The sequence below is a fragment of the Siphonobacter sp. SORGH_AS_0500 genome, assembly GCF_002838835.1.
Taxonomy (GTDB): Bacteria; Bacteroidota; Bacteroidia; order Cytophagales; family Spirosomataceae; genus Siphonobacter.
Genome location: NZ_NHPP01000028.1, coordinates 1 through 26,903, shown reverse-complemented (window position 1 = coordinate 26,903; position 26,903 = coordinate 1). Strand labels below are relative to the sequence as shown.

Annotated in this window: 20 protein-coding genes and 2 pseudogenes; 16 read left to right on the top strand and 6 right to left on the bottom strand. The window is 44.9% G+C overall.

Going from position 1 to position 26,903, the window contains the following annotated elements; genetic code table 11:
* The first annotated feature begins 95 nt into the window (after positions 1-95).
* The 6 genes from BWI96_RS20785 to BWI96_RS20760 all read left to right on the top strand — a co-directional run bounded on the left by BWI96_RS20785 (position 96) and on the right by BWI96_RS20760 (position 7,605).
* Positions 96-2,183, top strand: coding sequence for a HEPN domain-containing protein (locus tag BWI96_RS20785; protein WP_106638421.1), 2,088 nt, complete (start codon positions 96-98; stop codon positions 2,181-2,183).
* Positions 2,184-2,193: 10 nt separating this feature from the next.
* On the top strand, positions 2,194-2,973 hold the full coding sequence (cobA, locus tag BWI96_RS20780; protein WP_106638420.1) for a uroporphyrinogen-III C-methyltransferase: 780 nt from the start codon (positions 2,194-2,196) through the stop codon (positions 2,971-2,973).
* Positions 2,974-3,110: 137 nt separating this feature from the next.
* The gene (gene lipB, locus BWI96_RS20775; RefSeq protein ID WP_106638419.1) at positions 3,111-3,833 is read left to right on the top strand and encodes a lipoyl(octanoyl) transferase LipB; all 723 of its coding nucleotides are present in this window, start codon (positions 3,111-3,113) and stop codon (positions 3,831-3,833) included.
* A 70-nt stretch (positions 3,834-3,903) separates the two neighbouring features.
* Positions 3,904-4,317 carry a hypothetical protein gene (locus tag BWI96_RS20770; RefSeq protein ID WP_106638418.1) on the top strand — a complete coding sequence of 138 codons (414 nt, stop codon included), beginning with the start codon at positions 3,904-3,906 and terminating at the stop codon, positions 4,315-4,317.
* 618 nt (positions 4,318-4,935) lie between these two features.
* Positions 4,936-5,670, top strand: a complete 735-nt coding sequence (locus BWI96_RS20765) for a 3'-5' exonuclease (protein WP_106638417.1) — start codon at positions 4,936-4,938, stop codon at positions 5,668-5,670.
* A gap of 54 nt (positions 5,671-5,724) precedes the next feature.
* Positions 5,725-7,605: a hypothetical protein gene (locus tag BWI96_RS20760; protein ID WP_106638416.1), complete on the top strand. Its 1,881-nt coding sequence runs from the start codon at positions 5,725-5,727 to the stop codon at positions 7,603-7,605.
* 27 nt (positions 7,606-7,632) lie between these two features.
* Here BWI96_RS20760 and BWI96_RS20755 read toward each other — a convergent pair whose 3' ends face one another.
* Positions 7,633-8,043 (bottom strand): hypothetical protein, encoded by a 411-nt coding sequence (locus BWI96_RS20755; RefSeq protein WP_106638415.1) that lies wholly within the window; start codon positions 8,041-8,043, stop codon positions 7,633-7,635.
* A 693-nt stretch (positions 8,044-8,736) separates the two neighbouring features.
* Here BWI96_RS20755 and BWI96_RS20750 point away from each other — a divergent pair.
* On the top strand, positions 8,737-9,663 hold the full coding sequence (locus BWI96_RS20750; RefSeq protein ID WP_106638414.1) for an AraC family transcriptional regulator: 927 nt from the start codon (positions 8,737-8,739) through the stop codon (positions 9,661-9,663).
* Positions 9,664-9,737: 74 nt separating this feature from the next.
* On the opposite strand, the pseudogene BWI96_RS22730 reads toward BWI96_RS20750, so the two are convergent.
* A pseudogene (locus tag BWI96_RS22730) lies at positions 9,738-12,463 on the bottom strand (putative LPS assembly protein LptD).
* Between the two features lie 302 nt (positions 12,464-12,765).
* Between BWI96_RS22730 and BWI96_RS20735 the strand changes: the two are divergent.
* Together BWI96_RS20735 and BWI96_RS20730 are read left to right on the top strand one after the other, a co-directional pair.
* The gene (locus tag BWI96_RS20735) at positions 12,766-13,593 is read left to right on the top strand and encodes an N-acetylmuramoyl-L-alanine amidase (RefSeq protein ID WP_106638411.1); all 828 of its coding nucleotides are present in this window, start codon (positions 12,766-12,768) and stop codon (positions 13,591-13,593) included.
* Positions 13,594-13,736: 143 nt separating this feature from the next.
* Positions 13,737-14,401, top strand: a pseudogene (locus tag BWI96_RS20730) (phosphatase PAP2 family protein).
* Between the two features lie 39 nt (positions 14,402-14,440).
* Here BWI96_RS20730 and BWI96_RS20725 read toward each other — a convergent pair.
* Together BWI96_RS20725 and BWI96_RS20720 are read right to left on the bottom strand one after the other, a co-directional pair.
* Positions 14,441-15,829: an alpha-L-fucosidase gene (locus BWI96_RS20725; RefSeq protein WP_106638409.1), complete on the bottom strand. Its 1,389-nt coding sequence runs from the start codon at positions 15,827-15,829 to the stop codon at positions 14,441-14,443.
* Between the two features lie 72 nt (positions 15,830-15,901).
* Complete coding sequence (locus BWI96_RS20720; protein ID WP_106638408.1) at positions 15,902-16,327, bottom strand: YraN family protein; 426 nt, start codon at positions 16,325-16,327, stop codon at positions 15,902-15,904.
* Here BWI96_RS20720 and BWI96_RS20715 point away from each other — a divergent pair.
* Both BWI96_RS20715 and BWI96_RS20710 read left to right on the top strand, forming a co-directional pair.
* Positions 16,326-16,607, top strand: coding sequence for a SelT/SelW/SelH family protein (locus BWI96_RS20715; RefSeq protein WP_106638407.1), 282 nt, complete (start codon positions 16,326-16,328; stop codon positions 16,605-16,607). The two genes, BWI96_RS20720 and BWI96_RS20715, sit on opposite strands and share 2 nt — an antisense overlap.
* A 118-nt stretch (positions 16,608-16,725) precedes the next feature.
* Entirely contained in the window at positions 16,726-17,646 is a 921-nt protein-coding gene (locus BWI96_RS20710; RefSeq protein WP_106638406.1) for an SdiA-regulated domain-containing protein, read from the top strand.
* A 207-nt stretch (positions 17,647-17,853) separates the two neighbouring features.
* Here the strand turns inward: BWI96_RS20710 and BWI96_RS20705 are convergent, their stop codons facing one another.
* Entirely contained in the window at positions 17,854-18,099 is a 246-nt protein-coding gene (locus tag BWI96_RS20705) for a type B 50S ribosomal protein L31 (RefSeq protein ID WP_106638405.1), read from the bottom strand.
* Between the two features lie 451 nt (positions 18,100-18,550).
* On the opposite strand from BWI96_RS20705, the gene BWI96_RS20700 reads away from it, so the two are divergent.
* From BWI96_RS20700 to BWI96_RS20695, 3 genes are all read left to right on the top strand, one after another.
* Positions 18,551-21,034 carry a ribonucleoside-diphosphate reductase subunit alpha gene (locus BWI96_RS20700; protein ID WP_106638404.1) on the top strand — a complete coding sequence of 828 codons (2,484 nt, stop codon included), beginning with the start codon at positions 18,551-18,553 and terminating at the stop codon, positions 21,032-21,034.
* Between the two features lie 124 nt (positions 21,035-21,158).
* Complete coding sequence (locus BWI96_RS21765) at positions 21,159-21,326, top strand: hypothetical protein (protein ID WP_157830470.1); 168 nt, start codon at positions 21,159-21,161, stop codon at positions 21,324-21,326.
* Positions 21,327-21,420: 94 nt separating this feature from the next.
* Entirely contained in the window at positions 21,421-23,250 is a 1,830-nt protein-coding gene (locus BWI96_RS20695) for a hypothetical protein (protein WP_232793858.1), read from the top strand.
* Positions 23,251-23,534: 284 nt separating this feature from the next.
* On the opposite strand, the gene BWI96_RS20690 is transcribed toward BWI96_RS20695, so the two are convergent.
* On the bottom strand, positions 23,535-24,767 hold the full coding sequence (locus BWI96_RS20690) for a S9 family peptidase (protein ID WP_106638403.1): 1,233 nt from the start codon (positions 24,765-24,767) through the stop codon (positions 23,535-23,537).
* A gap of 828 nt (positions 24,768-25,595) precedes the next feature.
* Here BWI96_RS20690 and BWI96_RS20685 point away from each other — a divergent pair.
* Both BWI96_RS20685 and BWI96_RS20680 read left to right on the top strand, forming a co-directional pair.
* Positions 25,596-25,931, top strand: a complete 336-nt coding sequence (locus BWI96_RS20685) for a hypothetical protein (protein WP_106638402.1) — start codon at positions 25,596-25,598, stop codon at positions 25,929-25,931.
* A gap of 789 nt (positions 25,932-26,720) precedes the next feature.
* Positions 26,721-26,903: hypothetical protein (locus BWI96_RS20680; protein WP_157830368.1), on the top strand; the 183-nt coding region annotated here is incomplete at its 3' end.

Genomic DNA, 26,903 nt, shown 5'->3' with positions numbered 1-26,903 from the left:
TAAAATATTCGTACTAGGGTTTGGGCTTTACGAGTAAGAGTCCTACGTTTGTAAGATAATTCTATTTATTCGATAGAATAAAAGCCTTATTGCATATGCAAAGTTTTCGCACTGAACTTGAAAATCCCCTGGTTGAAAAAGATATCGTCGATTTAGAGCGTAAAATCCGTCTTTTCCGGGAGGGCCAGATTCATGAAGAAAAATTCAGAAGTCTGCGGCTGGCTCGTGGTGTCTACGGACAGCGACAGCAGGGCGTTCAGATGGTACGGATTAAGTTGCCCTACGGCAAAATGACTTTCAAACAGTGGAAACGGATTGCTGATATTTCGGATGAATATTCAACGGGAAATCTTCACCTGACCACTCGCCAGGATATTCAGATTCACTTCGTAAGTCTGGATCGTACGCCTGAACTATGGGCTAACCTGGAGAAAGATGATATTACCCTCCGGGAAGCTTGTGGAAACACGGTTCGAAACGTAACGGCTTCTCCAACCGCGGGTATCGATCCCCAGGAGCCTTTTGACGTAACCCCTTACGCAGATGCTACTTTCCGTTATTTCCTGCGTAATCCGATTTGCCAGGAAATGGGTCGTAAGTTTAAGATGTCTTTCTCCAGTACAGACGAGGATACGGCCTTAGCTTACATGCATGACCTAGGCTTTATTCCTAAAATTCAGGATGGGCAGCGGGGCTTCAAGGTATATGTAGGCGGCGGATTGGGTGCTCAACCAGCTCTGGCTCATCTGTATTATGAATTCCTGCCAGCTAATCAGTTGATTCCAACAATTGAAGCGGTTTTACGAATTTTTGATCGTCATGGCGAGCGGAATAGCCGTCATAAGGCCCGTCTGAAATTCCTGCTCGCTAAAATTGGTCTGGATGAATTCAAGCGTCTGGTGGAAGAAGAATGGACAGCCCTGAAATCCAAAACTTTTGAAATTGAAGCCCCAGAAAACGAAGTGGCTCCTTTAGCGACGACGGAACCTGCCTTCGATTCGGTTGAATTGACCAACTGGTATCAATCCAACGTATTTGCTCAAAAACAGGCGGGTTATTATGGCGTATTTGTTCGCGTACCCCTGGGTAATATTCGTTCCGAAGTAAGCCGTAGTCTGATTGAACAACTGAGTCCTTACGTGGCTGATGACGTTCGCGTTACGATTAATCAGGGCTTGTTACTTCGCTTTGTGAAAGGTGAAGATTTACAAACGGTTTATACCATCCTTGCGGCTCATGGTTTTGCTCAGGCAGGAGCCAACAGTACAGCCAATATCACCGCCTGCCCCGGAACGGATACTTGTAACCTGGCTATTTCAGATTCGACTTCGATTTCACTGGAACTGGAAAAAGTCATTCAGAACGAATTCCCTGATCTGATTTTTAATAACGACCTGTTAATCAAGATTTCGGGTTGTATGAATGCCTGTGGTCAACACAGTATGGCTCACATCGGTCTGCATGGCAGCTCGATGAAAGCTCCTGACAAACGGGTATTACCGGCTCTGCAAGTATTACTCGGCGGTGCGACGCTTGGCGATGGACAAGGCCGGGTGGCTGACAAAGTCATCAAGATTCCATCTAAACGCGGTCCGCAGGCCCTGCGTTGGTTGCTGAGCGATTACGATGCCAACGCCGAAGAAGGAGAATATTTCCACAATTATTATGACCGTCAGGGCGAAAAGTACTTCTACGGCTTACTCAAACCCCTGACCGATCTGACTACCGTAGTTGACAGCGATTTCGTTGACTGGGGCCAGACGGGTGCATTTGCCACCGAAATTGGAGTTGGAGAATGTGCCAGCGTCATTATTGACCTGGTAGCAACGCTGATTTTTGAAGCGGAAGAAAAATACGACTGGGCCAAGGCCGCTTTTGAAGAAGGTCGTTACGCCGATTCGATTTACCACAGCTACAGCGTCTTTGTTTCGGGAGCGAAAGCTTTATTACTTGATAAAAGCGTAAACGTTAGCACGCAGCACGCGGTGATTAAGGAATTTGATAAGCAGTACGTAGAGACGGGAGAATTTACCTTTGGTGGTAAAACGTTCACCGAAAAGACGCTGCAAATCAACCAGAATGAACCCTCGGCAGAATTCGCAGCTCGTTTCCTGGCCGAAGCACTTGAATTTATTCAACGGGCCCGTAGCGTACGCGAAGAAGCCGTCGCTACCAAGGCCTGAGTTTATACGAATGAGCAAAAAAATAAACCCTAAACTGACCGTCGTTGGAGCAGGGCCGGGAGACCCCGATCTCATCACCCTGAAAGCGGTAAAAGTCCTGCAACAGGCTCAGGTAGTACTTTACGATGCCCTGATTGATCCCGTATTACTCGACCATTGTTCTCCCGATACGGAGAAGATTTACGTTGGCAAACGCCCCGGACAGAGTTTTTCACAGGAAAGTATCAATGATCTGATTGTGGAGAAAGCCTATGCGTCGGGTCACGTCGTGCGGCTCAAAGGCGGCGATCCTTTCGTTTTTGGTCGGGGTCAGGAGGAAATCGAATATGCCCGTCAGTTTGGGATTGAAACGGATTATGTTCCCGGCATTTCTTCGGCTCTGGCCGTGGCCGGAACTGCCGGAATTCCCATGACCGCCCGGGGCATAAGCGAGAGTTTCTGGGTCATTACTGGCACAAAAACCGATGGTTCGCTCTCTCGTGATCTTTGCCTGGCCTTATGCACCACCGCAACCGTAGTGGTACTGATGGGCATGAATAAGCTGGAAGAAATCGCTGAGCTTTGCTGCAAAATGGGTAAAGCTGATTTACCCGCTGCCATTCTGCAAAACGGCACCACGGCCGAGCAACGAACGGCTCTCGGCACGGCTCAGGAGTTACCCCGGCTGGCATTAGAACACAAGCTATCTAATCCAGCAGTGATTGTTCTGGGGGAAGTCGTTCGTTATGGGTATCGAAGTAACGACGCCGAATGGCAGGATTTCCTGAAAAACGGTAACTTATTTTCGTAACATTTTACGAAATTTTTGAATACACCAGGCAGTCGGGAATCCCGGCTGCCTATTCTTTTTACGCCGAACCTTTCCAGAATCGGAACCGTTTTATCAGGAATGCTACATTTGCAGATTGATGGAAGGCAAAGAAGATCATGAATAAAGAAGTATTCTTTCAGGACTGGGGCCTACGGGATTATCAGTCCTCCTGGGACGAGCAGGAACGCACCTTAGCAGCAGTAGTAGCCCGAAAAGTAGAGAACCGAAAGTTACCCGAAGCGGAACAGGTGCCTACGTCGAATTACCTGTTTTTTGTGCAGCATCCGCCTGTTTTTACCTTAGGCAAAAGCGGTAAACCTGAGCACTTGTTACAAACCGAACCCGAGCTGGAAAGCAAAGGCATTCATTACTATAAAATTAATCGGGGCGGAGACATTACCTTTCACGGGCCGGGCCAACTGGTAGGTTACCCCATTCTCGACCTGGATAATTTCAAACCCGACATTCACTGGTACATGCGGACGCTGGAAGAAGCCATCATCCGTACCTGTGCCGATTACGGTCTTGCCGCGGGTCGCATTGATGGCCTGACGGGCGTCTGGCTGGATTATTTGGAACAGAAAAACCCAAGGAAAATCTGTGCGATGGGCGTGAAAGCCAGCCGCTGGGTAACCATGCACGGTTTCGCCCTGAACGTAAATACTGAACTCGCTTTCTTTGATTACATCGTTCCCTGCGGCATTGAAGATAAAGCCGTTACCTCGTTGGCGAAGGAAGTAGGCCATGAGCTTGATTTCAACGAAGTTGCTCAACGCGTAAAAACGCACTTGGCCGAGTTATTTGAAATGACTATTATCGAATCCAAGGCACACGCATAAGTCCTTCCAGGAAGGGGCTTATCATTCGCAGAAATGTGAGATTGGATGCCTTGAAAAAATACGTTTACCAATGAAAAAAGACATTCCTTTTTTACCCGTTGAAGGAGTAAAAGTAGCCATCACCCGCGATATTAACGAGGCCAATGCAGCCGAATGGCGGGTGTATCTGATTAACAAAAATGAGGTTCCCATTACCAATGTTTTCGTCACTTCCCGGGGTTATAGCAATTCTGATCAGTTGGGCGAAGCTCCTCAGCAAACCTCTACTTTACGGCATTTTTATAAAGAAATTCCCGCGAATGGACATCAGGCAGTCGAGTTAATTGACCCCGCCGTTTTTCATTTGACGAACGAATACTGGGTAAGTTACTTTATTGATAATCAGATTTATGACAAGCGTTTCATTTTCGTTCCGGGTAGCCTCGACGAACAACATCTGATTTCCATTACCCAATTGCAACGCGAAGGCGTCCTTCACGATTAATCTTATTGCTTATACCTAAAAGCTGTCTAAAATTTATATTATAATGGAAGACCTTCATGAGAAACAAGGCTTATGAAACTTTGAGGGATAATGGCAGGTAACGTCTGCCTTATCGTGGGAACGAGATGAAATTTCGCACCAGTGATTAACCCTCAACTGTTCTGTCAAATGCAGGGAGAGACCTTGGGCGGAATGGGGCGGAGCTGACTTAGTCAAGTTACCGCCTAACCAACAAGCCCGCAAAAGGTCATAAGGTTCTTCGTTTCGCTCTGAATGACAGACGCTGGTGATAAGTAATGATGTGTCCTTCAGGTATAAAATGGATTTAAATGCACAATCGTGTCCCCGGATTTCATCCAGAGAAGCAGCTTTTGTTTATATCTTATTTTTAGACAATCTCTAAAAAGCGGCTCTTATTCAGATAAGAGCCGCTTTTTAGGTAAAACCGCTATTTATTGAAGATCTTGTAACGATTACATAATCTATAATTCGGCTGTAAAGTACTGACTACCAATCGATCAACCAATAACTATCAACTAGTTAATAAATAGGTTTTACAATAGAGGGGCTTCTTCGTTATTTCGGAGCATGATTTAAAAGCCACCTACACCCTACGCTATGTCTCCCCTTGAGTTTCGGGCCTTTACCAAACAGTTATTATTCATCGATATTGAAACTGTTGCCGGGAAAGCCGATTTTACCGAACTTCCTGAACGCCTCCAGAAAGAATGGATTCGAAAAGCCGGAAGGCTAAAAAACGATGAAGAGCGTACCGAAGCCGAGCTTTACCCGGAACGGGCCGCGATTTACGCCGAGTTTGGCAAAATCATTGTCATCGGCCTGGGCTTTTTTCATTGGGATGAAAACGACGAACTCACCTTCCGTGTCCGCACGTTTCACGGTCATGAGGAGGCCGAAGTTTTGCAACAATTCTGTGATCTGATTGAAAAGCGTTACTCACCCAAACTGACCCTTTGTGCCCACAATGGCCGCGAGTTTGATTACCCTTACCTATGCCGCCGACTGATGGTGCAGGGCTTGAAAATTCCCAAACCGCTGTGGAATCCGAACTGGAAACGTTATGACAACCCCCATCTGGACACAATGGAGCTCTGGAAGTTTGGCGATTATAAAAACTTCACCAGCCTGGAGTTACTAGCGGCTCTATTTGAAATCCCTTCCAGCAAAGAAAATCTTTCCGGCGACCAGGTTAATGCAACCTATTACCAGCAAAACGACCTTACCGCAATCGCTGAATATTGCCGGGAAGACGTCGTTGTTTTGGCTCAGCTTTACTTACGTTTCAATCGTTTCCCCCTTCTTCCAGAAGAGCAGATTTTCAGACTTGCCTAATGGAGGCTTTTACGTACTTTTGTCTGTCCCCGTCTTAATAAAACCTACATCTAAATGTATCATCGTTACTGTCTCATTCTCTATTCATTAGTTCTGTTTCCTCTTCTCTCTCATTCTCAAATAACCCTCACTTCTCCAACTTCCAGGTCTGTTTACCAGCGTAACAATCAGAACCAGGCTACGATTACCGTTGCAGGAAATTATTCCGAACCCGTTGATGAAATCAAAGTTCGTTTTCAGATAGCTTCTGGTACGAATATTGGCCCTAATGCGGCGGAAGATGAAGGCTGGAAATCCCTCTGGCAGTTTCCGGGTACGACTACCACCACTCCCTCCAATGGTTACTTTCAAGGGAACGTAACGGTGAAAGGAGGCTGGTATGACTTGAAAGTACAAGCCTATCGGAACGGCTCGCCGCTGGGTTCTGAAGTAACACTCTCCAAAGTGGGGGTCGGCGAAGTATTCATCATTACGGGGCAGTCTAACGCTACTGGCAATGGCGATGCCAATAATACTGGTCCCTCAGCCAGTTACGATCAGGTAAGTGCCGTAGCCATTGGCTATAGGCCCAATCCAGAACCGAACCCCGGCGACCCCAGCACCTGGAGTGGATGGGGCTATAGCAGCGTTAAGGATCGGGTCGCTATTCCATCTTTCGTTCATCTGGACGCTACTACGCCCATTTCTCCCTTTGGTCTTTCTTCCTGGTATTGGGGAGTCTTAGGCGATAAACTGGTGGATCAATTGCGGGTTCCGGTAGCTTTCTTTCAAGCCGGCTGGTCTGGTTCAGCTACCGCTAACTGGTTTGAAAGTTTAAACGAGAATGCCACTCCTACTTCGGCCTTTGGATACAATTACCCTGCGGGGCAACCTTATGCCAATCTTCGGATCACACTTAATAACTATGCCGCTCAATTTGGAGTCAGAGCCGTTCTGATGCACCTGGGCGAAACGGATAACTACCTGAATACACCCAGTGACGTTTTTGCCAATCGCTGGAGTCAAATCATTGCTCAAAGCCGCCAACAAAGTAATAAGCCTAATCTGGCCTGGGTAGTGGCTCGAGCCAGTCGCTTCGCTATTTCAGGGCCGTCAACGGTAAACCCCAACATCATTGCCGGACAGAATAGTCTGATTGCAAACAACGCGAATGTATACGCTGGTCCTGCAACCGATGGCATTCATAACGACAGTACGCATACCTACCGTGATGCTAATGACATTCATTTTAGCGGAGCCGGGCATTATGCGGCTGCCCAAGCCTGGCTCGATGCTCTGAATCCCATTTTTTCAAGCCTTACGCCCTACGAAGCCTTGCCGTCTACTCGCCTGTATCCATTCTGTACTGATGGTCAGATGGTAGTTAAAGGAGATGCAAACTGGACTTCGTATACCTGGGTTAATACTGCTGATAATTATGGAGTTAATACCACTGCTAGTGGATCACAGGCAACCTTAAGCCAGGGAAGTTATCAACTGAAAGTACGAGACGCTTATGATAATGTCTTACTCTCTCCTCGTATTAATGTCCCTAATTCTCTTGGCAGTGTCTCGGCAGCAATTACGGCTAATTCTCCGCTTTCAGCAGGAAATAATTTACAATTACAGGCCTCTGGTGGGCTGTATTACAGTTGGGCGGGTCCTAATAACTATACCTCTTCAGTAGCTAATCCAGTCTTAACTGGGGTAACCGGAGCCACTTCGGGTATCTATACCCTCACGGTTGCAAACCTGTACGGATGTAAGGCTACCGCGACTCAACAGGTGACTGTCATTACCGACTATATTTCCGCTAAAAGTGGTGACTGGACTGATTACACCACCTGGACGGCCAACTGTCCTGGATGTATTCCTACCCGTAAAACGAACGTAACGATAAAACCCCAGCATCAAATTCAATTCAATGCTGGGGCAGGTACGGCAAGTCAAAACTAGGACTAGCGGCAAACTAGTCACTCATCCTTACGATTTAATGGCATAGAAGCTCTTGGAAACCGGAGCTTCTATTTTTTTAGCAGGATCTACCGCAGCCATCAGTTCCGAAAGATTGGAGATTTTTCCAGCCAGAATTCCCTGCTGCTTGGCAGGTAACTTGCAGAACGTAACAATGGCTTGTGCTTCATCTTCAGCCAGGCGACGGCTTTCAACCAGTACGTAGGTGCGATAAAGAACCCGAATGGTGAGGTAATTGAGAATGATTAGAGCCGTTCCCGTTCCATGACGAAACGCTCGCTGGAAATACGCGGGATGATAGGCTTCTCCTTTCAGTTCAAGACGGACGTGACTGTGGGGAAAATATTGTTCCGTCACTTCACGAAATCCGTTCTCAAACAACAAGTTGATAAGGCTGTCAGAAGGAGTATACTGGTGCATAATCAAAGAGGGCAATTTGTACCAAAGATAATGAGAGATATACTCTATTATAAATCGCTTTGTTTCAGACCTTTTACTGAAAAGTAATACCTCTTTTTTTGAAAAATGATTGCATAATTTTCCTCTCCCATTCATTACTAAATTGTAAAGTACTTTTTGCTAAAGCATTGCTTTATAATCAGATAGCCTAAAAAAATGTATGCAAGCATACATTTTCCATAGAGTAAGCTTTTCTTGTCAGCCATCTACTTCTGTTTCCACAACATCAGTCCTTGCAATAAAAAGCTACGGGAGTGAGTATGTGAGTAGGCGTATGTTCGTATTAGCTAATCCTCTCTAATAGCTAAGGGCCGGTAAGGTCATCAACGGGTGCAGTCAACAATTAACAATTTTTTAATAGATAAAAAACTCGTCTCATTAAGACGTATAGTCTAGTAAATAAATTTCACGTTATTGCGTTCTATTACCTTGAATGTCTTCAGGGAACCTTAGAAATGCAATAAAACGTTAGGGTCTTGTAAGGTCCTTATTCTATTTTCTGTTTTACAAATAGGCATTATTTTAAAATAAACGCAGATTTCTAAATGCATTTATTTTTTTTGTCCAATTTGCTTTTAAAAATACAATTATTAGTTTTGTCCTATATTCAGAAAGGCCACACTTTCGAAATTCACCAGGCCTTACCCCATCGCAATGGAAGATTACAATAAAATCATTGAGTCGCTGGGCGTCCGATTTATCAAGGCCCGGCACATTCGGATGCAACAAGCCATCCGTATCAAAAACTTTTATGACATCGAAAACTCCCTGTTGATTCTATACGACGGAGAGGTGTCATTTGGAGAAGATGGTATCCGGGCAGAGCCTGGCGATATGCTCTTCATTCCTGGGGGTAAAGCTTTAAGCATTACTTACGGCAGCAGCGAAAACCCTAAAAGCATTTCCAACGAAGAGTTTCTGACCTTCCGGGAACGCTATTTCGACTCCCGTCGTGACCCTGCTGAAATCGGGAAAATCCCCCATTCCTTTGGTCTGGTGGCATTTGAAGCTAAAGTTTTCGACTCGGTTAACTTTTTTACGTCCTTAGATGTACCTCCCTTTCTCATCAAAGGCGAGGAGTCACTGGCTCACGCTCTGAAAGAAATTCTCGCGGAGGATTTCCGTGACGAAGCAGGCCGGGGCCGGATCATCAAGATCAAGACGGAAGAAATCGTTATCAATATCATTCGTTACATCCTGAAGCACCGTCTGTTTGTAGAGCAATTAGCCACCAACAGTACGTACTTCAAAGATCCTCGTCTGATCGATATTTTCACGTACATCAAAGACAACATCGGCGGCGATCTGTCTAATAAGGTACTAGCGAACGTAGCTAACGTATCGGAAGATTACGTAGGTCAGTACTTCAAAATGCTGACGGGTATTAACCCTCAGGATTACATCGAGTATCAACGCATGGAAGCTGCCGTAAACCTGTTACGCACTTCGAAGAAGAGCATTCGGGCTATCGGTGCGGAAGTAGGCTACAAAGACACCGCGTATTTTTGCCGTCGCTTCAAAATGATGTTTGGCATTCCTGCGGGCAAAATGCGTCGTCGGGAATCGCTGATGAATCTGTAAGCGAAGTTCTTTACAAAGAAAAATCCCCGATTAGCCCTAGGCTGATCGGGGATTTTTCTTTGTATTCAAGGCTATTAGAAGCCGCCCTGATCGTAGAAACTCCGGCGGCGGGATAGCTTCAGGTCTTTCAGCATGGCCGAACGTACGCGTAATTCGAAGTTATAGTTCCCCCCCCGCAGGTTCTGGGCAATAGGCGTCCAGTTGAAGGAAGCTTCCCAGCAGTGCAGGTTACGGGTCAGACCGATGTTGGTTAATGACGGAGCGTTCTGCACGAAATCCCAACCCGTAGTAAACGTCATGGCCCAGTTTTCCGTCAGTTTAATATCGCCGTTCATACTCAGCGTCTGGAACTTCTGAGCCCGAGCCAAACCGTATTTGGTATAGCTAAAGTTGTAACTCACGTTGACATTCCAGGGGACATCCCAGTCAATATACAACTGTGGATTACTCTGAATAAACCGCATTTCGGCATCACTAACGCCTTCGGCTTTCTTCTTTTGCTGGTCTTTATTATCTTTATTTTTCTTCTGGCCCCCTTTAAAACCCGTGCTGAAACCAATATTCATGGTTTGCAAAGCGGCCAGTCCTTTACCACTCGCTACTCTCAATCGGTTCACCCTTCGCCCACTCAACAGGTATTCATCCTGAACAACGTCGTAAGGGTCAAAACTGGAAGCAAAGTTCACATTATACTTTTTAAGGATAACGGTATTTGCCACCAACGACAGATTCGAGAGATTAAAGGAGTCCGCCAGGAAGTTATAACTCCCCGAAAGGCCGAAGTTATCCAGCAGGTTCACTTTCTGGAAAGCCTCTTTGGCCGTATCTGATTTGGCCCGAACTTTCATTTCCAGCTGGTTGGTCAAACTAAAGCTGGCCGAAGCCGCCTGACCTACCCCCCCACTGTAGTTACTAAATTTGGATAATAAACGCGTATCGCCCCGTTCGTTAATTTGTACTTTCTGATAAAATTTACTCGATAAATCTGGTGTATAACTCAAACTGATGGAAGGAGCAAAGGTGTGGCGAATGGCCTCCAAACGACCTAGATTTTTGAAGTAATAGGTGCCATACACCCGTGTATTAATGCCCAACGAAGTAGAATAACTATACGCAGGAGCAACTCGGTTCAGCGTATCCACAAATACCCCACCACTGTCTGATACCATTCCTTTGTAGATAGTTCCTCCGGGTTTGATATAACGATAACTAAACTGCTTGGTATAAAGGTTACCCTGCAACTTACGCCTGGCGTTACGTTGATGTAACGAGCTATTTTGAAGTTAGGCAAGGAGATAGGAATGGAAAACGTAGTGGTTACCTGACTATTTCTCAGAATCTTAGGCAGGTTTTCCAGATTGAACGGTATATTACCTACTACTAAAGTCGTTGGAGCTACGGAGGAAGTAGTCGTAGTATTTATCGTATTAGGGAAGTAGTTCGCAATTCGGAATTCGTTGCCAAAGGAGCTATTACTCACAATCTGAGGCTGAATGCGATTCGTGATATCCACATTACTAGACAAGTTCAATCCTAAACGAAACGATTCATACCAGGCCGGAGTAATGGCTTTCTTCCGGCGAAAAGGCTGGAACTGGGTAACTGCTGCATTCACCCCTACCCCTGCCGTCAGTTCCCGCGTTGTTACGTTCTGGTTTACCCGGAAGTTGGCACTGGTTTGAATGAACTGACCAAAATTATGGGAATACTGAACGGAAGACCCGAAAACGTTCTGCTGGTAACGCCCCAAACCGGTCGAAGTCGTTAGGTTTTGTTCGTTGTTACGGGTATAGTTACTACTGGCAATGTTAACCGAAGCCGAAAAACTATAGGGCCGACCTAGCGTTTGCGGGGTGTGAGACCATTGCACGCTGAAGTCATTCGAAATCGTACGGTTTGGACCGATCTCATCTCCTGACTTGTTATGGTTATAAATCAGACTGAAGTTACCGCTGTATCTGTATTTTTTGATGTAATTCCCCTGCGAACCAGCTCCCCAGCCTCCTTTGGAATAAAGCTGGCCCGTAAACCTTAGCCCCAGGTTATCATTAGCCGCCCAGTAATACCCGAAGTCCCGAAGATAAAACCCCCGGTTTTGCGGTTCCTCGCCGTAGTTTCCCAGAATAAAACCAGATTTACGTTTTTCGGAAAAAGGGAAGAAGCCAAACGGTAATCCCAGCGGTAGCTGAATTCCCGCAATAACTAAGTTGAAAGGCCCGGATATGACCTGCCTATTATCGCCTTTCCCCTGCACAAGCTTGATCCTCGGAGCCTGAATGCCGTAGTGCGGATGTAATAAGTCGCAGGTGGTATAAAAGGCTCCCCGCAGGAAGAAGTTATTAGAGCTATCTTTTTTGACAATTCGCCCACGCACGTTTCCTTCGCCCTGCTTGGTTACGATGGTTTTAATGGCGGCTCGTTTGGTCTTGAAATTGTAACGGATTTCGCTGGTATTGTAGGTGTCGGCTCCCTGCTCGAAAATAGGTTCACCGATAACTTTCCCAGTCGAATCTTTCCGGCCAATGGCGTAAACCTCATTCGTTTCCCAGTTAAGCCTGATATAATCCGCTTTGAGGTGAATGTCCTGATAATCCACTTTGGCATCCCCAAAAAGTTCGACAATCCTTTCATCGAACAGCGAAACCGTGGAATCCCGGGCAGAGTATTCGACTTTAGCCTGTATATCACTATCATCAGCCAGCGAATCAGGTTTGGCAATCTTCGCGGAGTCGGCGGGAGTAAGCGGTTTTAAAGAATCGGCGGCTACGGGTCGTCGAACACCTCCAAAAGGCAAAGCCATACGTTTTGATCCCGGACGTTGTCCCCAGGCCTGCAAACCGAGCAACACAAAAAAGATCAAAAGAAAACTGTTCTTCAACGTTTCTGAAATTTAATAACCATTCAATGAACCCGTTTTTTAGACAGGGGATTGGAAAACTTTCTAAAGCATTTTCCGTTGACACTTAATAAATCATTGAGAATTCCCAACTAAAATAAAAGCGAAGATAAGACACTGACTTTGGCTTTGCCGGTCATGTAATAGCTTTTTCCTTTAAATTTGTCGGGCAAAAATACAGAGTAACTCTTCCAACCTTTTGCAGCATGCGTGAAAAAAGCCAGTTAAAGTGTGTTAATGTATGGCCCCTTCTGGGTTTAGTAATCTTTCTCTTTAGTTTTCAGGCGAATCAATCGTCCGAAAGACCCATCCCTACCCATACAGCTCCCAGTGAAGAAAACCTGCGGACGGTAGTGATTGACGCAGGTCATGGCGGCAAAGATCCGGGGGCTATCGGCAAAAATGGAACCCGTGAAAAGAACGTCGTACTGGCCATTGCTCTGGGTGTTGGGCAGATGATTAAAGATCATTACCCCAACGTCAAAGTTATTTATACCCGAAAAAGCGACGTTTTTGTAGAGTTACACGAACGTAGTGCTATTTCTAACCGAAATAAGGCGGATCTGTTTATTTCCATTCATGCCAACGCCCTCACTCGCCGGGATTATTACGGAACGGAAACCTACGTAATGGGTTTGCACAAATCCGAACAAAACCTGGCCGTAGCAAGGCGAGAAAACGCCGTAATTCTTCAGGAAGCCAACTATCAGAAGAAGTATAACGGCTTCGACCCTTCTTCGCCGTTGGGAGCAATCATGCTCGAAAACTATCAGAATGCTTATCTGTCAAGTAGCCTTAATTTTGCCTCGAAAGTAGAACGTTATTTCAAACGAGCAGATCGCATTAGCCGCGGCGTAAAACAGGCTGGATTCCTGGTTCTGTGGGAAACGGCTACTCCGTCCGTACTGATCGAAACGGGGTATTTATCTAACCCTACGGAAGAAGCCTTTTTGGCCAGCGAAGAAGGGCAGGATAAGCTCTCAAAAGCCATTTTCCAGGCCTTCGAACAGTATAAAAATGATATGGATAACTAGGTTAGTTGTTAGTTTTGGGTTGTTAGTAACCACCTACTACTTTGCGTGATGAGGCTACTTGTTCAATCGAGTTACCAGTCACTACTCTGATTATCAACGATTCACCCAACAACGAATAACCATCCACTTACAACTTCACCCAAATGCTTCTCCGACTGATTCGTCAGAATTATTCGTTTTTTCTGCCTTATGTAATCCTTCTGATTGTGGTGGGAAGTATGCTGTCGCAACTGGACCGAACCGTACTCATGCGATGGATAAACGGGTATAATCATCCGTTCTGGGATCGTTTTTTCTATTACCTGACCGATCTGGCCGATGGAGCCACTGGGTTTGGTGTAACCGTGGGTTTATTATTCGTCCGCTTCCGCTGGGCTTTAGCGGCGGGTTTATCTTTCCTGCTGGCGGGCGAGTTTACGCAACTTCTTAAACACGTTTTTTACGAAGGCGAATTACGCCCCAGTGCTTTTTACAAAAATTCGGGCTGGGCTTTTCACACGGTTGAAGGATTGAACCTGCACAGCGTTAACAGCTTTCCCTCGGGCCATTCTACCTCGGTTTTTGCTCTTTGCTGCTTATTAACGCTTCTGGTTACCAACAAAAACTGGGGTTGGCTTTTTCTGGCAATAGCGTCTTGGGAGCGTACTCCCGGGTCTATTTATTTCAGCATTTTGTGGTTGACATTTACGTCGGCTCCATCATCGGAACAGTAACCACTTTAGTCGTTTTCGCCGGGCTGGAATCCTATTGGAAAAATCACCCCAAGACCTGGTTAGACCGCAGGGTACAACTTCGAAAATCCCTATAACTAAAAGGCAACTGCTTGAGTCAGTTGCCTTTTTAGTTATTACTTCGCCGCTCCTTCGAGCTTATATACCCAGGCATACTGACAAGGTATCGTCACTGGGGTCAGGCTAGGTGCCGTAATGCTTAGTTTGCTACCCTTCATACTGGTTTTAACTTCGCCTTTATACCCTAGCAGCGTTACGCGTTTCGGCGTGTTAATGTTTTCTACGGGAATGGTATCCATCCATTCTGTCGTCAGTACATAAATATCTTTTCCTTTTTGGGTGAAGAAAACTTTGTTACCCTTCCTGAAGGCTGGAGCCTGTGCCCAGGCACGCGTACCGTAGATCGCCTGGTCATTCACTTTCATCCAATCGCCCATATCTTTGAGCCGTTGCTGCATAATGACTGGAATTCGTCCATCGGCGGTGGGGCCAATATTCAGTAGTAAATTTCCTCCCCGAGCTACTTTTTCCACAAGTATGTGGATAAGTTGAGCGGAAGACGAATAATCTTCTAAAATCTCCGACCGGTTATACCCAAATGACCCCCCAATGCCCCGGCATTCTTCCCAGGGACGGCTGAATTTCATGTTATCTGCATTACCCTCGTGCACTAAATCGTACTCTGTAGTGTAGAAGCCTCCGTGCTTGGAACGCGTTTCCTTGCCCCAGCGGTCATTTACCACTACCGTTTCCTTCACAGGCGACTCATTATAAAGCCAAGCCAGGAACTCCGTACTTTTCCACACCTCTGATGGATGATCCCACTCCCCATCCGTCCAAACCACATCGGGCTTATAGGTAGTCACTAAGTCTTTTAACTGCGGAATCATGTGGTTATCCACATACTTATCCACATCATTTCTATATAAGGGGTTATACCATTCATACAGCGAATAGTAGTAACCCATATGCAAACCTTTCTCTTTTACCGCTGCCGTTAGATCCCCCAGCAAATCGCGGTGTGGGCCGACATCTACGGCATTCCAGTTCCAGGACTGGGCACTGGGCCAAAGGGCAAAACCCTCGTGGTGCTTGGAAGTCAAGACCACATATTTGGCTCCCGATTGCTCAATGATTTTCGCCCACTCATTCGGTTTAAATAACTCGGCCTTAAAATCTTTCACAAAATCCTGATACTTGAAATCCGCTCCGTATACCTGATCATGAAATTTCTGGAAAATAGGAGACGTCCGGCCTTTCTTATCCTGCCATTTCCACCAGTACCATTCAGAATACTGGTCGTAAACGCCGTCAATGTCACGGGCGGTGGGAGCAAAAGAGGGCACCGAGAATAAACCCCAGTGAATAAAAATTCCAAATTTGGAATCCTCAAACCAGCCGGGAATGGGCCGGGAGTCGATAGAAGCCCAGTTGGCTTCGTATTTTTTCTGGGCAAAAGCTTCCATCGAACAGAGGAGTAAGAGCGATAAGAAGATTTTTTTCATGTGTTTAGAGGAATAGAGATGTACGTACAAAAGAGTACGAAATAGAATTCCTACTCTGAGGATTAATGTTTTCTATAAGGCGTCTTCAAAATGTTCGATTTCAGTTTTTGTTCGACTCATACTGATGGCAATGACATCAAACCGGATATTTCCCCGCCAGTTGGTTTCGTAGACAAATTGATCCGCCGCTTTTTTGATGCGTTCTATTTTTTTAGGCGAGACAAACGACTCAGGATAACCGTAGGAAAGATTGGTTCGGGTTTTTACTTCGACAAACAAAATCCAGTCGTCTTTTCGAGCGATCAGGTCAATCTCGGCCCGCCCAGCCCGATAATTCTGGTGAATGATTTCATAACCTTTAGCTTGCAGGATCTGAGCCGCCAGTGCTTCGCCTTTTTGGCCTAATTGAGTCGTGGTTAACACAAAATTTAGGGTAGGTTGGTGGAACGTAAAGGAAAGATGGCAAGATTTGAAGGTAAACCCAACGATTGGCTTCATGAAACCCCGATTAACCATTGAATATTGCCCCAAATGCGGCTGGCTATTACGCTCGGCCTGGCTGGCACAGGAGTTATTGACCACCTTTACGGAAGAACTGGGGGAAGTCGCCCTGAGGCCCGCCGAAGTTTCTGGTCGATTCAAGATTTACATCAATGACGAAGAAATTTTTGACCGGAAACGGGCGGGCGGTTTTCCCGAAATAAAAGAACTAAAACAGCAGGTCCGCGACCTGATTGCTCCCGAAAAACCCCTCGGTCATTCCGACAAGAAAGCCTGATTAATAGTTGATGGTTTTTAGCCGCTGCGATTGCCAAACTATCAACTGATATTCAATACTTTGCAACCGTCTGTTATTTATTACAAGAATTTCCATACTTACTAACCACTCAGCCTTTATGAAGAAGTATCTGTTGATAACCAGTTTAAGTTGGTGCTTTTTAAGTTGTCAAACTGCTGAAACGAAGCAGGAGCCTCAGAAAACAAAAGTTAAAATAGTAACGGAGTCGCGTACGCTCGAACCCCTGAGTTACGATCTGCAAAACCCCATTCAGACTTTTAAAATGCCCGCTTCGCTTAAGGAAATCTCTGGCATTACTTATGTAAAGGCGGGTCAGTTGGCAGCAATTAATGACGAAGAGGGCGATTTATTTCTCATCGACGCCCAAACCGGAAAAGTGACCGATCAGCGAATGTGGGGGACGAAGGGAGATTACGAAGATATTACCTATCACGAAGGTAAATTTTATGTGCTCCGAAGTGACGGTCGTTTATTCGTCTTCACCCTCGGGCAAACTTCACAGCCGGGCGGTTTTCTGACGAATAAGTCTACCCATATTCAAATGCTGGATCTTAGTTTGCCCGACAAAAATGAACTCGAAGGTCTTTGCTTTGATCCCAAAACAAAAAACTTTTTCATTGCCGCCAAAGAAACCAAACGCGAAGGCGTGGATAAAGACAGTCGTTACGTTTATTTCTACGATCCTGTACAAAAAGAATCCCGCCGGGGACTGGTTTTACGGAAGCGGAGTTTCGAGAGCGTGGGGTTTACAGGTGAAGACGCCAAATTTCGGCCCTCTGCCATCGCGGTGCATCCGATTACCCAAGAGGTGTACATTTTAGCTGCTTCCGGTCAGAAGCTACTAGTACTAGATCGCAAGGGCGGTAACTTTATCCACGTAGAAAAACTAAATCCGAAAGCATTAGAGCAGCCCGAAGGCCTTTGCTTTAGCCCTGACGGTACCTTATATATTTCCAGTGAAGGCAAAAAAGGGCTGGGCGTTATTCAGGTATTTAAATGGAAAGGAGAGCAGAAGTAATTAATGCGGAATTGTGTTACCTATAATGGTCCATTTTTTTGCAGACCATAACCTACGCTCTTTTGTATTAAATCCATTTTTTGATAAATGATACTAATAGCGAAAAAGCTGGCATTAGTAACATATACCCATTTTTCCAGCCGCATAATAAAAAGAGGCGGTTACCCGAACAGGTAACCGCCTCTTTTGGAGTTCGTTAAAAACGGACTATTTCTTACCGTAACGTTTGTTGAATTTATCAACGCGTCCAGCCGTATCGAGGAGTACGTTTTTACCAGTGTAGAAAGGGTGAGATTGTGAAGAAACCTCAACTTTCACTACAGGATACGTCTTTCCTTCGAATTCTACCGTCTCTTTCGTGTCTGAAGTTGAACGGGTCAGGAATTTATAGTCGCTTGAAAGGTCCCAGAATACTACCTCGCGGTACCCAGGATGAATGTCTGCTTTCGCCATTATATTGATAGTTAGTCAGTTACGATTCTTTATGAACGGGCCGCAAAAATAATCATCTTTTGGGAATGTTACAAAATTTTACTAGAATGTTTTTTATTAGCTATCCCACTGAAAATCTTTTTATTGGACTTTTTAAAGTTTCTTCCATTCTATCGCTCCAGTGGGCGAATAATCATTCGAGTCGTAACTTTTTGTCTCTGAATTCAATGCGTTCGAGAAGCCTTCGCGGCACGGAATTTTAGTGAGTTACATGAACTTTCAGGCAGTTGCAAGTCCACGTTCTTAACATTAATTTCACATTTGAAAAGTTAAGGTTCGGTGGGAACGATTGTAGAAGATATGCAGTTCGGCTTTTCATGTTTGCTTAATACTTACCAGCTCCCTTAGTGAGCATCTTTACCTCAACCCAAGTTTTTAAGTTATTCCCGAAATATTCTAACTCGCTGAAAATATGCATGTTATTAAACGAGACGGCCGACGCGAATCGGTAAAATTCGACAAAATAACCGCCCGCATCGAGCGGCTTTGCTACGGACTTGACCCGGCTTTCGTTCAACCCGTTGAAGTGGCAATGAAAGTAGTTTCTGGTATCTACGATGGTGTCAACACCGTAGAGCTGGATAACCTAGCAGCGGAAACGGCGGCCTCTTTAACGACTCGCCACCCCGACTATGCGACCCTGGCAGCTCGTATCGCCATTTCTAACCTGCATAAAAATACGCAGAAGTCATTCTCGGCGACGATGAAGCAATTATATCATTACGTCGATCCCAAGACGAATGAAAATGCTTCTTTGATTTCTAAGGATACGTATGATGTAGTAAAGAAAAATGCTGGATTACTGGATTCTACTATCATCTATGATCGTGATTTCGGTTACGACTACTTTGGCTTCAAAACGCTTGAGAAATCATATCTACTTAAAGTAAACGGTAAAATTGCCGAGCGTCCTCAGCACATGCTGATGCGGGTAGCGATTGGTATTCATGGCAGCGACATTGAGTCGGCTATTGAAACCTATAACCTGCTTTCAGAACGCTGGTTCACGCACGCGACACCAACGTTATTCAACGCCGGTACGCCGAAACCTCAGTTATCTTCCTGCTTCCTGTTAACCATGCAGGACGACAGCATTAACGGTATCTATGACACGCTGAAACAGTGTGCCCTGATTTCGCAGTCGGCGGGTGGTATCGGTCTGAGCATTCATAACATCCGGGCCACGGGTAGTTACATCAAAGGCACGAATGGTACTTCCAATGGTATCGTTCCTATGCTTCGCGTGTTTAATGACACGGCTCGTTACGTAGATCAGGGGGGTGGAAAACGCAAAGGCTCCTTTGCCATGTACATTGAACCCTGGCATGCCGATGTGTTTGAATTCCTTCAGTTAAAGAAAAACCACGGTAAAGAGGAACTCCGGGCCCGCGATTTATTTTTCGCCCTCTGGGTACCTGATTTATTCATGAAGCGGGTGAAAGACAATGACGTTTGGTCATTAATGTGCCCCCATGAATGCCCTGGTTTATCGGATGTATACGGGGATGAATTCGAAGCTTTATACGAAAAATACGAGCGTGAAGGCAAAGCTCGCCGTACGGTAAAAGCTCAGGATCTGTGGTTCGAGATCATGGAATCGCAAATCGAGACGGGCACTCCTTACATGCTGTTCAAAGACCACGCAAACCGCAAGTCGAACCAGAAAAACCTGGGTACGATCAAGTCTTCGAACCTGTGTACTGAAATCATTGAATACACCGCAGCTGATGAGGTAGCCGTTTGTAACCTCGCTTCTTTAGCTCTGCCTAAGTTCGTGGAAAAAGGTGAGGATGGATTCCTGCGTTTCAACCACGAAAAACTGTATGAGATTACGAAAGTAGCTACGCGTAACCTCAACAAGATCATTGATATTAACTATTACCCCGTCCCTGAAGCTGAACGTTCGAACAAACGCCACCGTCCGATCGGCTTAGGAGTACAGGGTCTGGCAGATACGTTTGTATTGCTACGCATGCCCTTCGAAAGCGAAGAGGCCCGCCAGTTAAATAAAGATATTTTCGAGACGATCTATTTTGGAGCCATGGAGGCTTCGATGGAAGAAGCTCAGAAATACGGCACGTACGAAACCTGGGCCGGAAGTCCCATTTCTCAGGGTATCTTCCAGTTCGACATGTGGGGTGTGAAACCTACTTCGAACCGTTGGGACTGGGAATCGTTGCGTGAAAAAGTAAAAACCCACGGGGTACGTAACTCCCTGCTGGTAGCTCCGATGCCAACGGCTTCGACGAGCCAGATTTTGGGTAATAACGAGTGTTTCGAGCCTTTTACTTCTAACATCTACGTACGTCGGGTGCTTTCCGGCGAATTCGTAGTAGTGAACAAGTACCTGCTGCGTGACCTCGTGAAAATGGGCTTATGGAACGAAACGATGAAAAATAAACTCATCGCAGCCAACGGTTCCGTACAGAACATTGCTGAAATTCCTGCTAACCTGAAAGAACTGTACAAGACGGTTTGGGAAATCAAGCAGAAAACCATCATTGATATGTCAGCAGACCGCGGTGCATTCATTTGCCAGAGCCAGTCGCTGAATATTCACATGACGGATGCCAATTTCGGTAAAATCACTTCCATGCACTTCCACGCCTGGGAGCGGGGACTGAAAACGGGTATGTATTACCTGCGTACCAAAGCCGCTGCCGATGCCATCAAGTTCACGGTAGAAACGCAGGCTCAGGTAGCCATTCAGCCCAGTACGGCCACTGTGCACGAGAAGGCAATGAACTACTTAGCAACGCCTGAAGCACAAGCTGCTCTCTCAACACCTGTGATGACGAAAGAGGTGGAGCCTATCAAGTGGTCAGAAGAAGATGCAAAGGCAGCTATTGCCTGCTCGCTGGATGATCCTGAAGGTTGCGAGATGTGTGGATCATAATCGCGATATTTAGTTTAGATGAGCTTTATAAAACCCGCTTTAGAGCGGGTTTTATTTTTTCTGTATAGGACCTAAAACTCCTTTGTAAGTTCTTTCTATAAAATAATACGCATTGTATTCCGATATGAAAACGACTCCGTTAACTCTCAAGCAGCTCGCTCAACTCAAGGTCAAGGAAAATCCTGAACTTGATGAGCAATTCAGGGGAAAGGTTTTATTTCCCGAAAAGTTAGCTTTAGCCCATGAAGAAATTAGAAAATATGGCTTAAGCTTTCATTCCAAGCGTAAATAAATCAAAAGGCAGACGGCAGCGTCTGCCTTTTTTCATTTCCTACAGGGCTATCTCGCCTCTCCACCGTCTCTTCGATAACTTACTCGTTAAATCGATGAGAAAATACCTCTGGACTTTGGTGCTCTTACCCGATCTATTATTTGCCCAACGGATTAACCGACAAGCACTGGTAGAGCGTCATTCGGTTATTACTACCCAAATGGATACGTTGGCCTCGGTCTCGGTAGGTAATGGTCGTTTTGCCTTTACCGTTGATGCAACGGGTTTACAGACGTTTCCAGCCTATTACGCTCAGGGCGTTCCCCTGGGGACGCAGTCGGAATGGGGCTGGCATAGCTTCCCTAATCCTGACAAGTACAAACTGGAAGAATCGCTGAAGCCTTACCCGCAACAGGGAAGACAGGTAACTTATGCGGTTCAGAAAGGCTCGACGGCCCGCGAAAAAGCAGTCATTGATTTTGTCCGCCAGAATCCGCACCGCCTTCAGTTGAGTAATCTGGGCTTGGTATTACTCAAGAAGGATGGAAGCGAAGCCCGACCCTCGGATCTGACGGGTATTCGTCAGGAATTGAACATGTGGACGGGAGCCATTAAAAGCCATTTTGAGCTAGAAGGTACGCCAGTAGAGGTGTTAACCTACGGTCACCAAAGCAAAGACGCCGTAGCGGCTCAAATCAAATCCCCATTGTTCGCTCAAAAGCGTCTAAGGATTCGGTTACGCTTTCCCTACCCTACGAATCAGTTTGTCGATGCTGGAGCTTATTATGAGCAGTCGACTAAACATACGTCACGAATAGTTACTAAATCAGGGAACTCCGCCCTGCTTGAACATAAGCTGGATCAGGATCAATATTTTGTTCATCTGAACTGGAATGGGCAGGCCACGCTTCAGTCCGCACAATCCCATGAATTTTTGCTTACTTCAACCGAACCGACACTGACATTATCTGCCTTATTTAGCCCCAAAAAAGCTCAGGTTCCTACTTTCGCAGAAACGCAGACCAGTAGTCGTAACGGATGGAAAAGCTTCTGGACCTCTGGAGCGGCCATTGATTTTTCTGAAACCACTGATCCTCGAGCGAAAGAACTTGAACGCCGCATTATTCTTTCCCAATACCTAACCAAGATTAACTGTGCCCAGTCCATGCCGCCGCAGGAAACGGGCTTGACCTATAACAGTTGGTACGGCAAACCTCACCTGGAAATGCACTGGTGGCACGGGGTCCATTTTGCTCTCTGGGGGCGAACAGAATTAATGGAAAGAAGTCTGGCTTGGTACAGAAAAACGGTAAATCAAGCAAAGGCTATCGCCGTTCGGCAAGGATATAAGGGCATCAGGTGGCCGAAAATGACGGACCGCGAAGGTAATGAAACGCCTTCGTCCGTCGGAGCTTTCCTGATCTGGCAACAGCCGCATTTTATTTACCTGGCTGAATTAGGTTACCGGGATAAAGCTAATGCCAAAGTTTTGAAAAAATATGCTGATCTGGTCGAAGCTACGGCTGATTTTATGGCCTCCTATGCCACCCTTGAAGGGAACCGTTATGTTTTGGGCAAAGGCTTGATTCCCGCTCAGGAATGTTTTCATCAGGAAGAAACCTTTAACCCTACATTCGAACTAACCTACTGGCGTTGGGCTCTGGAAACAGCCCAGCAATGGCGGGAACGGCAAAAGCTAGGTCGTAAAAAAGAATGGGACGATGTACTTCAGAAACTTTCGCCTTTGCCTCAAAAAGACGGCGTTTACCTGGCTACCGAAAGTGCTCCAGATTCCTATACCAATCCCAACTGGATGACTGATCACCCAGCCGTATTAGGAGCTTTAGGCGTAATGCCCCAGCAAACTGGAATGGATTCAACGATCATGCACCGAACGCTGGATTTGATCTGGGAAAAATGGAACTGGGACCACACCTGGGGTTAGGATTCTCCGATGACCGCCATGACGGCTACTCGACTCTATTAGCCCGAAAAAGCAATTGACGCATTGTTAATGCCCATTCAGAAAAACACGTATTTATCTTCCCGGCAATGGAGGTTTGTTGGCCACTGTCGCTCTTTTGTGTGCCGGTTTCGATGGAAGTATCAAAGAAAACCCTGGTTTACCCAGGCACTGGAAAGTAAAATGGGAAGGACTTAAAAAGATGCCTTAGTAAAAAATGCCGAATGAAGTTCATTCGGCATTTTTTATGGCTGTTCATCTCAGTCTTAAGGATTAGATCCTATCATGGTCAGTGTTCCCAACGCATATTGCAAGACAGCGGAAGTATGATTTGCACCACTCACGGGGAAATACTGCACTTTTACAGCTCCTTTTGCTTTCATTGCAGCAAACGCCGTTTGAGAATTCAGAACCGGTACCAGATCGTCAGCCGTTCCGTGATACATCCAGAGCGTAGTATTGGGCTTCCAGTCATAAACGTCGTTATCCTTCACCGCATTCAGAAAACCCGTATCCGTTCCATCATTCAACCCTTTTTTAAACGAATCCGTAAACGTATTGCTAATGCTGGTATTAATAACCAGGGAAGATAAATCCGACTGATGTTTCACTTCCGGTGGAATTTGCGAAGCATAAGGCTCTTTGAAATAATAGCTAGCCGGGCGGTTTAATCCATAAATTCGATTATAAGTCAATAATACCCAGGCATATAAGCGATTGTAACTTACAGTCGTGGTAGCCTGATTATTAACGATATACTTCATAAACTCAGTCTTATTGTAAGCTCCTGAGCCCACCGAAACTGCTCTTAAATTAAACTCTGAAGCCGCTTCTTCTTCTATTTTCTTCAATAAGGACATCGTAGCGTATCCGCCCTCGGAGTAACCTGTAAGGTACAAACGCTTATCCCAATAACGGGTATCTTTCTTCGCAAAATATTCCTTTGCTGCCCGAAGCAAATCCAGGCTCGCCTGCGATAAACCCTGACGATGTTCATACGTATGTGCCAGATTTTTCGACGCTCCGTAACCAATATAATCGGGAGCAACAGCTACATACCCCTGGGCTGCCAACAGAATTACCAACTGTGCATCGTTACCAGCACTGGGGTTTAGATTAGAAGGAGCCTGGGCTTCCGTCGAAATTGTTCCGTGCTGATAGCTAACCATTGGAACGGCACTTGCATTGGCACTTAACGCAGGAATGACGATGGCTCCTGAAGCTTCAATTTCCTGATTATCGGTATTCTTCGTTTTATAGGTAATCCGATAGGCTTTAACACCGTAAGAAACCAGGGTTCCATATAAGGGATTAGAAGTAGCGACCAAAGATTTTACCTTATCAACGGATAGAGAATCAATAGTTTCAACTTTAACTAAATACTTATCGGCAACTTCTCCTGGATTTGGTTCGGGATCTTTTCCGCAAGCCAGCACGAAAAAAGTAATCAAACACAACAAGGCTTGGGAAGAATAATGCAATAAATGAGTTTTTTTCATGGATTTGGTAAAGAAAACTGCCGATTAAAAGAAGAATGGCCTAGACAAGCCGAAGATAACGAAAAAATATCCGTAACTCCCTAGTAATTAGCCATTCAAATTAATATCCAATCGGGTTCTGTGTTTATAAAAAACAAATAAAATCTTTATAAAGTTCCTATTATTTGAGCATTATAACCTACTAACCTACCCAAACACTCTTTTGGCAAATACCTTGATAGAATATTTTTTTCGTGCCTAAAATACATAATTTAATACATCTAAAATAAGGTACCTAAAGATTAGTCAATGAGTATTTACCTTAATGTAAAACATCTTTACATTACTTTTTAAAAGTATATTTTCGAGTCAGTATACCCTCATAATTGCTAATAAAACAAATTTTTATTAGCTAAATAAATTAGAAATTATGTACTATTAGTTTCACCAAGCTTAAACCTATTTGTACATATTTAGTCTAATTTGGCAGTTCGTCTGAACAGGTATTTATTAGATAACGCCCCATTTAAAACTCTTTTTTAAAAACAAACGTCAACTTAATGGAGTTACGTAATTAGAGTAATGAAGTAAATTTAAGGTCCTATTTTATCCAACTTTGCTTCTAAAAAATCCATACCTACCGATTTATGATACCAATGATTTGTTTTTTAAAGCATAAATCAGATATTTGTTTCGTTATTATACACAAGCAGCACAATTAATTATTTATCAATTCATGAAAAAAAATCAATTCTTTTCTTTTCTCCTAACGACAATGTAGAGGAAAAGAAAAAGTCAGCCAAAACGAAAGAGGCCCCAACTACTTCTATTTCCAAAAAAGGAAAGCTGTTGTTATCTCCTGCTGTACTTGAATTATTGGAAGCAGACCCTGCAACCAGCTCATTCAAAGTAGGTACAGAAGAAAGAAAAAGAGGCGTTGGTTCCTTCTTTTTAGTGAAGGCAGATGAGGCAGATACAGATGCTTTCCCAATTGCCAAAAGTGGTCGTGGTCATGGTATTGCCTTAGGAGCAATTTTCGATAGAATTGGCCTGGATTACAAAACGTTCGATTATACGTTTGATATCAAACCTTTCACTTATGAAGAAGAAGGTATCAGCGGATATGAATTATCATTAAAAGAAAAATCTCCTCGTACGGCAGCTACTAGTTCTGAAGAAGAATAGTAAAGTATGAGTAAAAAAGAAAAGGTTCGGCTTTGTAAAAAGCTGAACCTTTTCTTTTTTGTCTCTATGGCTAGCACCTGATTTTTCTCAACATTGTTTAGTAATTAGTTATTAATGGTGTTTCCTGATGACTTTAACGGGCAGGAAAAGTGTAATCCGGCATTTAAGACTAAGAAAATTAGAGAGTTATCTGGTTGTTAAGCCTAAAGAAACTAGGCATCTAAAATTGTAACCCAATAACTTTGACTAGCATTCATTCTTTCTATTAGGATAGGTTCGTAGTTATTACTACCAATCGGTTATTATTCGTTAAATGCTTAACTACATTAGCGTAATTACTCCATCCCTTTTACACCTGAAATGAGAGTAAGAGCTTATCCACTGGCTGAGGCCTCACCTCTGCTCCCCTAAATAGCTCCTGAAAATTCTAACAAAATTCTAATTGCCTCCAGGCTACAATTGTTACTGAAATTGCGGAATTTTAAGGTTCTTTACTAGTACTAAAGAAAATTGGGAATGGACTGACCGGGAAAATTTTGTCCCGGTCAGTTTTTTGTAAATCCCCTCAGAAACGTAAGAATACGGTTTTTTTCAAAAAATAGCCCTTGATTTTAAAGGCGAGGACGGGTATCTGCCTATTTCATCTATTCTTTAGCAAATTCGGCTATTTTAGAACCATCCTTCGTTAAAATACCGTATATGTTTGCATGGTATACTCATCAACAGTCTGGTATATTTGCACTTGAAAACTGAATTTGCTAAATCCCCTTTAAAACTAGTATCCACATTATGAGAAAAATTTGGGTAATGCTGGCTCTGTCCACAGCCGTAATGACCAGCTCCTGCGTGAGCAAGAAAAAAGCCCGGGCCCTACAAACCCAGGTCAACGACCTCCAGGCCGAAAACGCCCGCCTGGCTGAACGCATCCGCGTCGAACTCGGCGACTGCCAGCAAAAGTCCGCTTCCCTGCAG